Annotated in this window: 12 protein-coding genes and 3 pseudogenes; 14 read left to right on the top strand and 1 reads right to left on the bottom strand. The window is 43.0% G+C overall.

Annotated features, from left to right (window positions below; all coding sequences use genetic code 11):
* Window positions 1–15 precede the first annotated feature (15 nt).
* The 11 genes and pseudogenes from ACQ661_RS05295 to ACQ661_RS05345 all read left to right on the top strand — a co-directional run bounded on the left by ACQ661_RS05295 (window position 16) and on the right by ACQ661_RS05345 (window position 12,273).
* Window positions 16–1,122, top strand: coding sequence for a glycosyltransferase family 4 protein (locus ACQ661_RS05295; protein ID WP_431667836.1), 1,107 nt, complete (start codon window positions 16–18; stop codon window positions 1,120–1,122).
* Window positions 1,123–1,525: 403 nt separating this feature from the next.
* Window positions 1,526–1,675: pseudogene (locus ACQ661_RS05300) on the top strand (acyltransferase); the annotation flags it as partial.
* 155 nt (window positions 1,676–1,830) lie between these two features.
* Complete coding sequence (locus ACQ661_RS05305; RefSeq protein ID WP_431667837.1) at window positions 1,831–3,000, top strand: glycosyltransferase; 1,170 nt, start codon at window positions 1,831–1,833, stop codon at window positions 2,998–3,000.
* Complete coding sequence (locus ACQ661_RS05310) at window positions 2,990–4,027, top strand: polysaccharide biosynthesis protein (protein ID WP_431667839.1); 1,038 nt, start codon at window positions 2,990–2,992, stop codon at window positions 4,025–4,027. The genes ACQ661_RS05305 and ACQ661_RS05310 overlap by 11 nt, the downstream gene beginning before the upstream one ends.
* Window positions 4,020–4,898, top strand: a complete 879-nt coding sequence (locus ACQ661_RS05315) for a dTDP-4-dehydrorhamnose reductase family protein (protein ID WP_431667840.1) — start codon at window positions 4,020–4,022, stop codon at window positions 4,896–4,898. The genes ACQ661_RS05310 and ACQ661_RS05315 overlap by 8 nt, the downstream gene beginning before the upstream one ends.
* The gene (gene wecB, locus ACQ661_RS05320; protein ID WP_431667842.1) at window positions 4,895–6,022 is read left to right on the top strand and encodes a non-hydrolyzing UDP-N-acetylglucosamine 2-epimerase; all 1,128 of its coding nucleotides are present in this window, start codon (window positions 4,895–4,897) and stop codon (window positions 6,020–6,022) included. The genes ACQ661_RS05315 and wecB overlap by 4 nt, the downstream gene beginning before the upstream one ends.
* Before the next feature lie 3 nt (window positions 6,023–6,025).
* Entirely contained in the window at window positions 6,026–7,225 is a 1,200-nt protein-coding gene (locus tag ACQ661_RS05325) for a glycosyltransferase family 4 protein (protein WP_431667844.1), read from the top strand.
* Between the two features lie 73 nt (window positions 7,226–7,298).
* Window positions 7,299–8,246, top strand: coding sequence for a UDP-glucose 4-epimerase family protein (locus ACQ661_RS05330; protein WP_431667845.1), 948 nt, complete (start codon window positions 7,299–7,301; stop codon window positions 8,244–8,246).
* Window positions 8,230–8,778 carry a sugar transferase gene (locus ACQ661_RS05335; RefSeq protein ID WP_431667846.1) on the top strand — a complete coding sequence of 183 codons (549 nt, stop codon included), beginning with the start codon at window positions 8,230–8,232 and terminating at the stop codon, window positions 8,776–8,778. Before ACQ661_RS05330 ends, ACQ661_RS05335 begins: the two co-directional genes overlap by 17 nt.
* Before the next feature lie 274 nt (window positions 8,779–9,052).
* Window positions 9,053–10,948 (top strand): polysaccharide biosynthesis protein, encoded by a 1,896-nt coding sequence (locus tag ACQ661_RS05340; RefSeq protein WP_431667847.1) that lies wholly within the window; start codon window positions 9,053–9,055, stop codon window positions 10,946–10,948.
* A 105-nt stretch (window positions 10,949–11,053) separates the two neighbouring features.
* A pseudogene (locus ACQ661_RS05345) lies at window positions 11,054–12,273 on the top strand (pyridoxal phosphate-dependent aminotransferase).
* A gap of 181 nt (window positions 12,274–12,454) precedes the next feature.
* Here the strand turns inward: ACQ661_RS05345 and ACQ661_RS05350 are convergent.
* A pseudogene (locus ACQ661_RS05350) lies at window positions 12,455–12,958 on the bottom strand (phage integrase N-terminal SAM-like domain-containing protein); the annotation flags it as partial.
* Between the two features lie 257 nt (window positions 12,959–13,215).
* Between ACQ661_RS05350 and ACQ661_RS05355 the strand changes: the two are divergent.
* The 3 genes from ACQ661_RS05355 (at window position 13,216) to ACQ661_RS05365 (ending at window position 15,105) form a co-directional block, all read left to right on the top strand.
* Complete coding sequence (locus tag ACQ661_RS05355) at window positions 13,216–13,854, top strand: ComF family protein (RefSeq protein ID WP_431667849.1); 639 nt, start codon at window positions 13,216–13,218, stop codon at window positions 13,852–13,854.
* A complete protein-coding gene (locus ACQ661_RS05360) occupies window positions 13,854–14,408 on the top strand; it encodes a hypothetical protein (protein ID WP_431667850.1) in 555 nt (184 codons plus the stop codon). Before ACQ661_RS05355 ends, ACQ661_RS05360 begins: the two co-directional genes overlap by 1 nt.
* A gap of 100 nt (window positions 14,409–14,508) precedes the next feature.
* On the top strand, window positions 14,509–15,105 hold the full coding sequence (locus ACQ661_RS05365; protein ID WP_431667851.1) for a hypothetical protein: 597 nt from the start codon (window positions 14,509–14,511) through the stop codon (window positions 15,103–15,105).
* Window positions 15,106–15,396: the final 291 nt, after the last annotated feature.

Here is a 15,396-nt window from a genome sequence, read left to right on the forward strand (position 1 = left end):
ACGTATATAGGTATTATGTTAAAACTTTTAGTAATAGGCAACGGTTGTAGCGGAATCGATAGCGGTGGGGAAGTTTTAGTAAACTCTAATACTGGAAGCTTTTTAAATGAGCTATCTAATAATTTCGATATTAGTTTTCTTCAGAAAAGTAAGCTTCTCAGTTATGATAGCGATTTGCAGAACTTTCAAATTAGTAGCTCTAATATTAAATATGTATCATTACCCGATAATGGTTTTCAACTACGTCAGTTATGGATTATTCTAAAATCCGTTCGTTCTTCTGAGTTTATATATTTATTCTGGCCAGGTACAGTTAGTAAAATTGCTGCACTGTTAGCTTTAGCGTTTGGACGAAAGTACGCCCTATACGTTAGGGGGCAATTCTATTCCAATGGATTTGTTGATGAACTTATTATAAAACGTGCAAAATTTTTGCTTACTGTATCAAATTCGTTGAAAGATAGTTTAGCGAATTTCAACTCTAATGTGGATACAATTCGCCCGATGATTGATATCGATATAAGGAGTAAAAAATATTACGAAAAAAGTCGATTCGCGGGCGATGAAATTAAGCTATTGTTTGTTGGTAGGGTCGAAGTGCGGAAGGGCGTTTTTGACCTTTTAGAAGCTTTTAATATTTTGATAGAGCATGGGGTCAACGCTAGTTTAACAATTATTGGTGGCGGAAGTGCAATTTCAGATATTCGATACATTGTTCAAAAGTATAGTATAGAGAATAGAGTCACAATTAGAGGTATGATAGCCAATAGGGATGAACTGTTGAACTCATACTACGCCGCCGATGCGTTTGTATTTCCCTCTCATGATGAGGGATTTCCACGAGTTTTATATGAATCGATGAGTATGAGATTACCAATTTTTACTACATTCGTAGGTGGTATTCCAGGACTAATGGAGGATCAATATAACTGCATGAGGATTCCTGTGCGTAATCCAATCGAAACTGCAAGAATTGTCCAAGAAGCTCTTATGGACAGTAATAAACTAGAGCTTATTGGTAACAATGGTTATCGGACACTGGAGGAATATTTGGATACTCATAAAGCTGAACACTATGATCTTGTAACAAGAGGAATTCTAAATGAACAGGGCAATAAGTAAGCTTTGGAATCGCCGCTTAGTTGGCCTAATCTATTGTATTGCGATATGTTTATCTATATTCTTTCGAAGAATTGCGATATTTATTAACTCCAAGGTTATTGGTTTAGGTATAGATAAATGTGGTAACAACGTTTCCGTTAATAAAGGTGTTACCATTCGTTTTCCCGGTAACGTTTCTATCGGATCTAATGTATCCTTAGGTAGAAATGTGGTACTCACATCTGAGTTTTCTGATTCAACAATTAGTATCGGCGACAATACACATATAAATTTTAATTGTGATATTGATTTTTCGGGTGGAATCCTTATTGGAGCTAATACTACCATTTCAGAGGGGGTTTATATTCAAACTCATTCCCACGGACTCTATCCCAGAAGTGAACCTGTAAAATGCCCACTTTCTATCGGTTCGGATGTTTGGATCGGTGCGAGAGTTATAATTTTGCCGAACGTAAATCGTATCGGCAATGGCGCAGTAGTAGGTGCGGGCGCTGTTGTTACCAAAGATGTAGAAGATTTTTCGATAGTAGCCGGAAATCCTGCAAGAATAATCGGTATGGTTAATCTCTAACTTAAACCTACATGTATGCGTAGATGTGCAACTGTTATGGAGGCAAAGGTAGCAGTGGTTAGTTTTGTGATTGATCACATTCATTTTGATGATTCTGTAGACCTCCATTTTTATCAAGCTTTCTGTTGAGTTAATTAATGCGAAAAATCGAAATATTAGCAGTGGTTGACTATTTTATCCCAGGTTTTAAAGCCGGTGGTCCGATTAAAACTTTAGTTAATTTGATTGAACATCTGGAGTCAAGATCTTTTCATTTTAAAGTAATTACAAGAGATCGTGATCTTGGTGATATGACCCCTTATGAAGAAGTTTCTAAAGATCATTGGAATTATTTTAAAAATTATACTATATATTATTCATCGTCCGGAGCCATTTCTTTCTTACGTTTTATTTCTGTTTTATTTGCGGTTAACTCAACTATATTTTACTTGAATAGTTTCTTTTCATTTAAATTTTCAATTCTTCCGTTATTCGTTGGGTTGTTGCGTAGACGTTCAGTTATAATTGCTCCAAGGGGAGAGTTTTCATTAGAAGCTCTTAAGTTTAGTCGGATTAAGAAGGCCTGTTATTTATGGCTTTTCAAAAGGTTAAACTTAAGTAAGAGAGTTGTCTTCCAAGCATCCACTCCTAAAGAAGAACACGATATTCGAGTACAATTTGGAGAGCGAGCCAATATTTTTATTTGTCCAAATATAGCGTCCAATAAATTTCCAAGTATTTCCGGTTATGTCCCTGATAAATATTTCAAGATGGTCTTTCTTGGGCGTGTTTCAAGGATGAAAAATCTGGAGTATGCGTTAAATTGCCTAAAATATGTTAAGAGCGAGGTGGTTTTTGATATCTTTGGGCCCATAGAAGATAATGACTATTGGGAGCGCTGTTGCTCGATTATAAAGGACCTTCCACTGAATGTTTTGGTTTCATATAAAGGTTTTATAAAACCGAGTGAAGTGTCTAATGTTTTAAGTAGGTATAATTTATTCTTTTTACCGACGCTAGGAGAAAATTACGGTCATGTTATCGTCGAAGCGTTATCGTCTGGTCTTCCTGTATTGATCTCCGACCGTACTCCATGGCGAGGATTAGAGAATATGGGGATAGGATGGGACGTCACATTGTCGTGTCCCGAGAAGTTTGTTGAAATTATCGAGAATGTTGCGAATGAACCTAGAAATAGATTGTTCGAACGACGAAAGTTTGTTTTAGATTGGGCAGTTATGCGTTTCTCTGGTGATGAAGTCCGGAAGAAGTCAGCAGAGATGTTTGAGTTCGCTTTGAAGAATGGAAAGGAAGATTATGATATTTAATAATAAGACGTTATTGATTACAGGAGGTACGGGTTCATTTGGTAACGCGGTACTACGTCGTTTTTTGGATTCCGACTTAAAAGAAATTCGTATATTTAGCCGAGATGAAAAAAAGCAAGATGATATGCGGAAGGCATTTAATAATGAAAAACTTAAGTTTTACATCGGCGATGTTCGTGATTATCAGAGTATTTTAAATGCATCTCGAGACGTTGATTTCATTTTTCACGCAGCAGCTTTGAAGCAAGTCCCCTCGTGCGAGTTCTATCCCATTGAAGCGGTCAAGACTAATGTAATTGGTACAGAGAATGTTATCGAAGCAGCTATCTGTAACAGTGTCAAACGTGTCGTTTGTTTGAGTACAGATAAGGCTGTTTATCCTATCAATGCTATGGGCATATCAAAGGCTATGATGGAAAAGGTCATGGTCGCCAAGTCAAGAAATGTCGATCCTGCCAAAACAGTGATCTGTGGTACTCGCTACGGCAATGTTATGGCATCTCGTGGCTCGGTGATCCCCCTTTTTGTTGAGCAAGTTATTAATAACAAAGCTTTGACCATTACCGATAGCAACATGACGCGCTTTATGATGACTCTTGATGATGCGGTAGACCTTGTTATCCACGCATTCGAGAATGGTGTTAATGGTGATATATTCGTTCAAAAAGCTCCGGCTTCGACAATTTCGGTATTGTGTGAAGCTCTGCTCGATTTGTTGGATCGCCCAAAGCATCCGATAAACGTAATCGGAACGCGTCATGGTGAAAAACTATTTGAAGTTCTTTGTAGCCGAGAGGAGATGCTGATTGCTGAAGAGCAGGGTGACTATTATCGAATTCCAGCCGATAACCGAGATCTAAACTATAGCAAATTCTTTGAAGAAGGTAGTCGAGAGTTAAGTCAGATAGACGATTATAATTCCCATAATACCGCTCGCTTGTCAGTCGAGGAAATGAAAGCTTTACTATTAAAGCTTAATTTTATTAGGCAAATTATTGCGGGCGAGAGAGCGCAAATCAATGAGTAATCGTATCTTAGTTCTTGGCGCTAACGGTATGCTTGGTGGAAGTATTCATCGCTACTTTTCTCTTAAATCTAACTTCGACGTGAAGGGTACAGTCAGATCAGATGTCAATCGGGATATTATTAGCAAGTTGGGATTTAACAATATAATATCAGGTGTTGATGTTGATGATGTTCAATCAGTAGAAGAAATAATTACAGAGTTTCGGCCAGATTTTGTATTCAATTGTATCGGCATCATAAAACAATTAGATACAGCGAAAAAACCAGTCCCATCGATAAAGATCAATGCGTTGCTTCCTCATATTTTAGCGGATATTTGTTTACGCAACGATGCACGATTAGTTCATTTTTCGACTGACTGTGTATTCGCTGGCACCCGTGGAATGTATAAAGAAAGTGATATTCCAGACGCTACCGATCTCTACGGACGTTCCAAGTTACTTGGGGAGGTTGATTATGCTCCTCATTTGACTCTTAGGACTTCAATTATTGGTCACGAACTTAACTCTAATGTAAGTCTTATTGATTGGTTTTTGAGCCAATCCTCAGCGATACAAGGCTACAGTAGAGCTTTTTTTTCCGGCATGCCAACAGTCTACGTTGCCAAATTCATTGAGGACTACGTTGTTCCAAATTCCAATCTAACTGGTGTCTATCATTTGAGCGCTGAGAGAATCGATAAATTTAGTCTTCTAGGGCTTATCAAGGATGTTTATAAAAAAGGTATCGATATCAATAAGAACGAAACATTTTTTATTGACCGTAGTTTAGACTCCACAAGTTTACGCACTTCGGTAGGCTTCGTTCCACCCTCGTGGAATGAGCTTATACGGATGATGCATGATGAATACTTAAGGGATTTTAATGCATGAAAAAGCTTAAGGTTATGACAATTGTCGGTACGCGACCGGAAATTATTCGTCTATCCCGCACTATCGTAAAGCTAGACACTTTCTGTGAACATATCTTGGTTCACACAGGTCAGAATTATGACTATGAGCTTAACCAAATATTCTTTGACGATCTAGGTATTCGTAGCCCTGATATATTTCTCGAATGCGCGGGAGTAACCGCTGCAGAGACGATTGCTCAGGTTATCGCTAAGTCTGACAAGATTTTCGAGGAAAGGCGGCCTGACGCTCTACTAATATTAGGTGATACCAATAGTGCGATGGCGGCTATAAGCGCCAAACGTCGAAAAATACCCATTTTTCACATGGAAGCTGGAAATAGATGTTTTGACTTGCGTGTTCCAGAGGAAATTAATCGGAAGATCGTCGATCACATTTCAGATGTAAATTTACCTTATAGTGACATCGCTCGTGAATACTTGTTACGTGAGGGTTTGAAGCCAGATTTTATTGTCAAAACCGGCAGTCCAATGGATGAAGTATTGCAATTTTACAGGCAAAAGATTAAAAATTCATCGGTCCTGAATCGTTTGAGGCTGTCGAGTCAGAAGTTTTTCTTAGTAAGTGTTCATAGAGAAGAAAATGTCGATTCAGACATTAATATTCGGAAATATGTTAAGGCTCTGAATGAAATTGCTGTTCGGTTTGAGCTACCAATTATTGTCTCAACCCACCCTCGAACTAGAAAGAAAATTGATTTACTGAAACTTGAATTCCACCCACTTGTGGAATTGTTAAAGCCTCTTGGCTTTTCTGATTATGTTCGATTGCAAACCGAAGCAAAGGTAGTATTAAGTGATAGCGGTACCATTACCGAAGAGTCATCAATACTTAACTTTCCAGCGCTAAATATACGCGAGGCGCAGGAACGGCCAGAGGGATTAGAGGAGGGGGCGGTAATGTTTACTGGAATGAATGTCGACCGCATTCTTCAAGGTATTGACATTTTGGCTTGCCAGAAGCGCGGCGTCGAACGTTCTATTAATGTGGTGCGCGACTATGTTGCTCCAAATGTTTCCGATAAGGTGTTGCGTACAATTATTAGTTACACCGACTATGTAAATAATGTGGTTTGGAGAAAGTAAGTCGTGAGAATTGCCTTACTTCCCGATGAGTATCTTCCCAGCGGAACAAGGGTTCACGCAAAAATGTTCCATGAATTGGCGCTTGAACTTCAAAAAATTGGCCATGATGTTGTAGTAATAACGCCAGGGGGGCCGAATCAAAGTTTATTGTTGATCGAAGATTCATTTGAAGGCATCGACGTGTGGCGTTTTCGAAATGGGCAAACTCGGGGAGTAGGAAAAGTTAAACGCGCTATTAATGAATCCTTTTTATCAATCAATGCGTGGCGAGCGATTAAGAAGAATGTGAAAAGTCATCCCTTCGACTTTTGTATAAATTATTCACCCACAATCTTTTTCGGGCCATTGACAAAAAAGTTGAAAGCTCATGGAGCCTGTGTTTATTTGATACTGCGCGATATGTTTCCTCAATGGATTATTGATCAGGGAATCATTACAGAAACTTCTATCATAGCAAGATATTTCAAATATTTTGAGCGCATTAACTATAAGACCGCAGACTGTATCGGAGTAATGTCTGAGGCTAATCGTGAACTTTTTCATAGATTGCACCCAGGTTATGCGAACGTAAATGTTCTCATGAATTGGGCTGATACACAGCCTTTAGATCGTGATAGCGTGTCCACCAACTGGAGAAATGCTTGGGAGTTAGGTGATAAGGTAATATTTTTTTATGGGGGAAATATCGGTCACGCACAGGATATGACAAACTTGATGCGTCTTGCTAGAGCCATGAAGTCGGAATTTAACGCACACTTTTTATTTGTTGGTCAAGGAGATGAGGTGGAGCTAATCCATCGATTAAAAGACGATTGGCAATTAAGTAATGTGACAATAAAGCCATCTGTGTCGCAGGCGAGCTATCGGGAGTTGCTTACACAAGTTGACGTCGGTTTGATTTCTTTATCAGCCAGACATACAGCACATAACTTTCCCGGTAAGCTATTAGGCTATATGAATGAATCTCTTCCTATTTTGGGTAGTGTTAACGAAGGGAATGATGTAATAGATTTAGTCAATGATAATAATGCTGGCCTTATTTTCGTTAATGGAAACGACGAAGCTTTGCAGCAAGCGGCAAAAGCCCTACTCGCATCTGCTGAGCTCCGTATGGGCATGGGGGCTAAATCTCGTCACTTACTTGAGAAGTATTTTTCAGTTGAGTTTGCGGTGAAACAAATCTTTCACCAATCGAAGTTATAGATTTCTCTTTGATAGTAATCACTCGTTTTCTTACCTTTTTAGATATATTGGTTCCTTGGAGTTCTAGCATCTAATGCATACGCTATATACGAGAGTCGCCCTAACAGGCTCATCGGGTTTTGTGGGTTCAAATCTATTATCTGTATTAAATACCGCCGGGTATATGACACTTAGTTTCGGGCGACAAACAGTATCAGCTACACGTAATTTTGAATTGGACTTGAGGAATAGATTCGATATTCAGGACACGTTGTGTGAGGTTCAATGCTTAATCCATTGCGCTGCTCGTGCGCATGTCATGGATGAAACCTTGGATGATCCGTTGGCGGCTTATTTGCAATTCAATACTGAGTCGACGCTGCGTTTGGCTACACAAGCCGCCGCTGCTGGAGTGCGACGATTTATCTATTTGAGCTCGGTGAAGGCTTTGGGTGAATCAACGCGTATTGATGAGCCATTTGCTTACGATTCGCCATTGGCTCCTGAAGATGACTATGGCATTTCTAAAGCCCGCGCCGAAGAAGGTCTTCGTGAAATTGCGGCGCGTACAGGCATGGAAGTCACTATCATTCGTCCGCCGTTGGTGTATGGCCGCGGAGTGAAGGCTAACTTCGCCGCAATGATGCGCCTTGCTGGGCGTAACTTACCACTACCGTTAGCGTCCGTACGCAATAAGCGAAGCATGGTTGCGCTGGATAACCTCGTCGATTTAATTGTGACCTGCGTTTCGCATAAGGATGCTGGAAACCAGACGTTTATGGTCAGTGATGACGCGGATGTGTCGACACCAGAATTGTTGTCGGCGATGACCCGTGCGTATGGAAAGAGTCCGCGATTGTTACCATGTCCGCCGTCTGCACTTTCTCTGGGTGCGAGAGTGCTGGGCAAAAGTGTGGTTGCAGAACGGCTGTTAGGCTCGTTACAAGTCGATATAGAACATACTAAACAGGTTTTAGGCTGGACGCCTCGCGTAAAGCTTGAAGATGTGCTCAAGGAGATGGCTCTTGATTCGGTTGTTTGATTTCTTTTTTTCGCTGGTGGGGTTAGTTGTGGGATTTCCCGTGTTAGTCATTCTGTTTGTGGTTGGTTTGTTTGACACAGGTTCACCGCTTTTTCGTCAGGAACGCGTAGGGCGTCATGGTCGTCCGTTTACTCTGGTGAAGTTTCGCACTATGCGCGTCGATACCGCTTCAGTCGCTTCTCACCTCGCCAGTTCCGCGTCCATTACGCGGTTCGGACACTTCCTGCGCCGCACCAAACTCGACGAGCTTCCGCAGCTGTGGAACGTTTTGAAGGGCGAAATGAGCTTGGTTGGGCCTCGGCCATGCCTGTTTAATCAAGAAGAGCTCATCGAGGAGCGCCGTACTCGAGGCGTGCTCGACGTTCGCCCTGGCATCACCGGCTTGGCTCAAGTCAACGAAATCGACATGTCCACTCCGGTCCTGCTCGCCGAAACCGACGCCCGCATGCTAGCCTCTCTGAGCGTGGGCGACTACTTCAAGTACATTTTCATGACCGTCGCTGGCCGCGGCAGTGGTGATCGAGTAAGGTGAACTCTCGCAACTTGACACACAGGGGGCTATTGCCTCCCAACGGATGGTCAAATAGTGTATTTTGTAAAAGTTAGTTTTGACTACGCTTTTGTCGTTATGGGCATTCATTTCAATCGGCTCCCCCTTCTCTTTCCCCCAAACTCCTTTCTTACTTTGCAAATCCTTGTAACACCCCGTTAACAAAGCTATACTTGCGCCAATGTTTTACCTACCAAGGCAGCGGATTGCCTATGGTGTTGGAGCTACCTTTCTGCACAATTAGGATGTATTGCACGTGAACCTGCTTAGTCAACTTTTGCAACTTCCACGCTCGGTGAAACGAGTGATTAGCTTAGTTGCTGATTCTGCGGCGCTACTGCTGGCGTTAGTGATTGCTTACTGTTTGTCGTTTAACCTGAATATGCCGGGCCATTTATGGCAGTGGGCCGGGGTATACGTAGGCTTAGCGGTTGGCTCGTTGGCGGTCTTTACTAGGTTAGGGTTGTATCGTGCGGTGGTGCGCTATGTCAGTATCCGAGCTCTGGGTTTGGTTTTTGCCGGGGTGCTGGTAGCAACCATCTGGCTTTACGCTTTAGTGCATCTGTTTGGTGTCAGTTTACCTTTCGAGGCCGTCGTTAATTTTGGCTTGGTGAGTTTACTGCTGATAGGTGGTAGCCGGTTGGCCATGCGCGAAATGTATCATCGCATGGTGAGCCGTCGTAAAACGCGCGTGATGATTTATGGTGCTGGCTCGGCCGGACGCCAGTTGGCACAGGCATTGATCAATGGCGAGCAGTTTCATCCGGTAGTGTTTGTCGATGATGACAAAACCCTGCAGCGCTCAACGATTCTGGGTATCCCTGTTATCGACCCGACTCGAGTGCCTGAAGCTGTGCGCTGCTCACACGTACAACGCATTCTACTGGCGCTGCCGTCTGCACCACGTTCGGTGCGTAAACAAATTTTAGAATCATTAGAATCGCTTAACGTCCTGGTACAAACGGTACCGGGTATGGCCGATATGGTGAATGGCGATTTGGCCATCGATGCCTTGCAAGATGTTCACATCGAAGATTTATTGGGCCGCGATCCGGTAGACCCAGAGCCGGCGCTGATGCAGCAACACATTCGTGGCAAAGTGGTTTTAGTTACGGGGGCCGGCGGTTCGATTGGTTCTGAGCTGTGTCGTCAGATCTTGCAACAAAAGCCAGCCGCATTAGTACTCTACGAACTTAGCGAGTACGGCCTTTACAGCATCGATAACGAACTCCGTGCGATGTCCGCGCGTTTGGGCTTATCAGTACCGATTTATCCGATGATAGGCACGGTACAGCGCCGCAACCGAGTTGAAGCCGTGATGCGCGCTTTTAAAGTGCAAACGGTTTACCATGCTGCGGCCTATAAACATGTGCCGCTGGTTGAATTTAACATGGTAGAAGGCGTACGTAATAACGTGTTCGGCACCTGGCATACTGCGGAAGCAGCGATTGCCTCAGGCGTTGAACAGTTTGTGCTGATTTCTACAGATAAAGCGGTGCGCCCCACCAATGTGATGGGCACCACCAAACGCTTGTCAGAGTTAGTCTTGCAGGGCCTCGCGTCACGCTCTGACGTAGCGACTCGCTTCTGTATGGTACGCTTTGGTAACGTGTTAGGTTCTTCTGGCTCCGTAGTACCTCTATTTAAACGGCAAATAGCCGAGGGTGGCCCTGTTACCGTCACCCATCCAGAGATCACTCGTTACTTTATGACCATCCCTGAAGCCGCTCAACTAGTGATCCAAGCTGGTACCATGGGAACATCCGGTTCGGTGTTTGTGTTGGATATGGGCGATCCTGTGAAAATAGTCGATTTAGCTCGTAAAATGATTCATTTATCCGGCCTTGAAGTGCGTGATTCGAGTAACCCCCATGGCGATATCGAGATAGCCTTTAGTGGCCTGCGCCCTGGCGAGAAGCTCTACGAAGAACTGCTGATCGGCGACAATGTCATCGACTGCGCCCACCCACGCATCTGCCAAGCCCAAGAAGCCTATTTACCCTGGGATGAAATGTCTACGTTGCTGGATGCGTTGGACGACGCCTGCCAAAACTTCAAAATTGATGAACTGCGCGCGCTGCTACTCAGCGCCCCTTGCGGGTACGCACCTACTGAAAGTGAGGTGAATGATTTGTTGTGGCTGCATCGTTAGTTTGAGTTGAAAAACTTAGTTGAAAGACTTGCGGCCCCAGCTACGGAGCCGGGGCCGGAGGTGGGTCTGCAAGTTCCTCACTTTTCTCTGAACAAGGATAGATACATGGTTACTCCAGCAACGAGAATGCAGAATATTCGTTACGATATTCGAGGAGCTGTGCAGCAAGAAGCTGAACGTTTGGAAAAAGCAGGACATCCGATTATTCGTCTCAACATTGGTAATCTGGCGCCATACGAGCTATACGCCCCCCAAGAAATTGTTAGCGACATTGCAGAAAATCTATTTCATGCACAGGGATACAGCCATTCCAAGGGCCTATTTCAGGCTCGTAAAGCGGTCATGCAAGAAGCCCAACGTAAGGGCATTGAAGGGGTGACCCATGAGCATATCTTTATGGGGAATGGCGTTTCTGAACTTATAAGTTTGGTGACTCAAGCTATTGTGAATCCAGATGATGAAGTGCTCATTCCATCGCCAGACTATCCGCTCTGGTCTGCGGCAGTAACCTTAGCTGGTGGCAAGCCGGTCTACTATCAATGCGACCCTGCAAATCAATGGGCCCCAAACGTTAAAGACATTGCTAGCAAGGTTACGGCAAAGACACGTGCTATTTTGGTGATTAACCCGAATAACCCAACGGGTGCTGTTTACAGTAAAGCTCTACTAACAGCCATCGCAGACATTGCTGAAACTCATCAGTTACTTCTGTTCTCTGATGAGATTTACGATAAAGTATTATTTGACGAAACTGAGCACGTTTCGATAGCTGCAGTTAACCCGCGAGTGCTTTGTTTTACCTTTAATGGCTTATCAAAAGCTTATCGAGCAGCCGGGTTTCGGTCTGGATGGTTAATCATCAGTGGTGCGATAGATCATGCCGGTTACATTTTTAATGCGTTAGAGACGCTTTCAAGTATGCGGCTGTGTGCCAATGTTCCAGCGCAGCTTGCCGTTCAAACAGCTTTGGGTGGTAGTCAGTCGATAGAGGCTTTATGTGCGCCAGAAGGGCGATTATATGAACAACGCAATTTTGCGGTCGAGCATCTTAATGCGATTCCTGGAGTCTCGGTAAATAGCCCTCAAGGGGCCATGTACTTATTCGTACATTTAGATCCTGAACTTTATCCCATAGAAAACGATCAAGACTTTGTCATGCAATTACTGCAACAAGAAAAAGTCTTGGTAGTGCCAGGTAGCGGCTTTAACCTTGCCAGCAACCAATACTTCCGCATGGTGTTCTTACCCAAATTGATGACCTACATGAAGCTATCAGCAGGATTGCCCGGTTTTTGAAAGAAAGACTTGCGGCCCCAGCTACGTAGCAGGGTCCGGAGGTGGGTCTGCAAGTTCCTCAAGCGCTAGCGCTTCATCAGCAAAAGCGGTATCTTAACCGGATACCGCTTTTGTCGTTTCTGGAGCTGAGTTTTGACCCAAGCTATCACCTTACAGCAGTATACCGGCGCATCATTATTGAACGCGCGTCAGCTAAATCTATCGATGAAGTTGCCGATCTTTCTTGCCTTTACCGTCACGAATCGTAAGTGCAGAATGACTAGAATTGATATCTTTAACCCGCAAACGAAGCGCCTCACTTACTCTTAAACCACTACCGTATAGGAGTTCAATAATCAGCTTATTTCGACCACTAAGCTGGTTTAAAATGCGCTGAACTTCCTCAGGTGTGAGCACTACAGGCAACTGACGCTGTTTAGTAGCAAGGCTAAAATTAAGATCACCTAGTTCTTGATTCAGCGCTTTGTGATAAAGATACACCAAAGCATTTAGAGCAACTTTTTGCGTATTAACAGCAACATGGCGCTCATTCGCCAACCAACTTAAAAAGGCCTTCACCTCTTCCGCTCCCATATCAATAGGATGTCGTTTTTTATGAAGATGGATAAACTGCCGTATCCAACCTAAATAAGATTTCTCAGTTTTTAAGCTATAGCCACGTAATCGCATATCAGCGCGAAGTTTTTCAATAAAAGGGCTCGCCATCATTAACATCCATGATTTTTGATAATCGTGAGTTAAGCATAATCGATCAATCGGCACGCTTCACGGCTCAAAGTCGCACACTTAAAGCTTGCATGTAGGATAAATATGCCCTATTTTCAATTACATAATTTAAACAAAAATAGTGTTACCAGGCGTAGTCGAACAGCAAAGTGTGCGTGCTTACTTTGCTGACAGTAAAAGGCGACTTTTTAGATGGTTTTTGTATTGTTTTTGGTGAGTTACCAATTTAAACGAACGATTACGACATGTGCCAGCACACTACACAAATGTTAGGCGATTCGAGTAATTTGAGAGAAATTGCAATGGAAGTAAATATTAAGAAGATTGAAGGGAATTGGACCTTAGGTTACTCGTTGGATAAGCATACTATTCGTAGTACGCCGATTGGATATAACGAATATGGACACATGCAGTTTGACACAGAACGCCCAGAAGCTGGCGAAGCTCTGTTTCAGCTAAAATATCGATCTGATTTTTCACAGGTGCCAATCATAGGTCAGCAATTATACAACTCTTTTGGTGGGCCTTTTTCATCATCGAGTTTAGTAATACCTATGCCAGCTTCGAAAGTTAGAACTAGGCAGCCAGTCACAGAGATAGCAAGAGATCTAGCTAACCGCATGGGTATCCCCTGCGTTGAAAACTTACTTGTTAAAACTGGTAGTACACCAGCTATGAAAGATATCGAAGCGAGAGATGAAAAGGTGTCTACACTCGTAGGAGTATTCAAAGCATACGATGTATTAGGTGAAGGCCTATTCGATGTACTGATCGTTGATGACCTATTTGATACAGGCTCTTCTTTGGAGGCCGCTACAACTGTATTGCGAGGTTATAGTAAAATAAGAAATATTTATGTGGCCACGGTAACTAGGAAAAGATAATGCATAAAGTATTCATATCGGGTTCTATGGGAATCAAGAACCTAGATCAGAATGTTCAAAATAGAATCAACAACATAGTTGAATCTGGTTATCAAGTAATTGTTGGTGACGCTAGCGGCGTAGATAGTTCTATTCAAGAATATTTGATTTCAAAGAATATGAAATACGTCCTTGTGTACTGTTCCGGTGATAGTCCAAGAAATAATCTCGGACATTGGCCCGTATCAAAGATTGAAACTAATGCACCTTCAGGAACCAGAGCATTTTTTACGGCTAAAGACTTAAAGATGGCTGAAGATTGTGATTATGGGTTGATGGTTTGGGATACTAAAAGCACTGGAACTCTGAGTAATGCAATTGAGCTCCTAAAAAGAAAGAAATCAGCTCTAGTGTATATAAACAAAGCTAAAGAATTTCTCAAGATAAAAGAAGTAAGTGATCTTGAAAAACTTACTTCTTACATGAGCTCATCAGCCTTAGAGAAAGCTGATAAAAAATTGAAAATTAGAGATGTTATTCAATCTTTTAAACATCAACAAAATAGTCTTTTCTAAGGCGCCTAACAAGCGCAAGCACGCGGAACAATTTTCCGCTTCGCTACAAATTGTCCGGTGTTGCGGGCGTTATGCAACCTAGCGAGGTCAAGTGGAAGCCATGGAAAAAGTAATGACAGCTTTAGTTGTGCCACTGATGCTCCTGAATATGTTCGGAGGAATTGTTTCTGGCATTTGGCTTGCGGTTTTGGGCGAATGGGGTGTTATTGGGTGGGGAATTCTGTATCTATTTGCTGCTTCGTTCTTGCTCGGGTTTGCAATGCTACCAGGTCTTATTTTTGCCGCCCCTATAGCTGCCATGGGAGATCGGGCGAACAAGTTCGTGGTCTACATATGCGCGTTTTTTAGCGCTCTGTACACAATGGCGGTCATTACAGCCTGGTGCATTTGGACGTTGTACTTTTTCGCTACAAAAGCAGATTCTTCATCCTATATCCCAGTACTGATTTGGTCTTATGGTGCCGCGACTGGTCCATTAGTATTTCTCGCCAAGAAAGATATGCAAGCAGGGAATGATGCTGCAATGACTGCAACTTTCTTCGCACAGCTTGCCTATGTCTTGGTGGCTGTTCTTGCAATCTTTTTCCCATTCATCATTCTAGAGTTGGCACTGGTGTTTGGCGGGATAATGGTCGTTGGATTGATCTTTCAGTTCATCGCAGTTATAGCCGAAGACAAACAGAGAGGCTACATCTAGTGGGCTTGCATAACAAAGCGCCCAAGAGCGACAAAGTGAAGCTGTCACGCCCTTTGCAAAAGGCGCAAAGGCCGCGCCAGCTTTACTTTGCGCCTTGGCAGCGGCGTTATAAAGTCTAGGAAATATTGTGCATCTCATAGGCCATAGGATAATGTTGTCACCACTCGATACTTCTGATAGAGAGCTGTTTATTCGAATATCAATGTGTCCGAAAATGATGGCTCATGTATATGAACCTTGCACATATGAAGAGGCAATAGCCGCTTTTGAAGTCAAAGCTCAGCCCTGGGA

Source organism: Pseudidiomarina sp. WS423, from assembly GCF_050750165.1.
GTDB classification, from domain to species: domain Bacteria; phylum Pseudomonadota; class Gammaproteobacteria; order Enterobacterales; family Alteromonadaceae; genus Pseudidiomarina; species Pseudidiomarina fusca.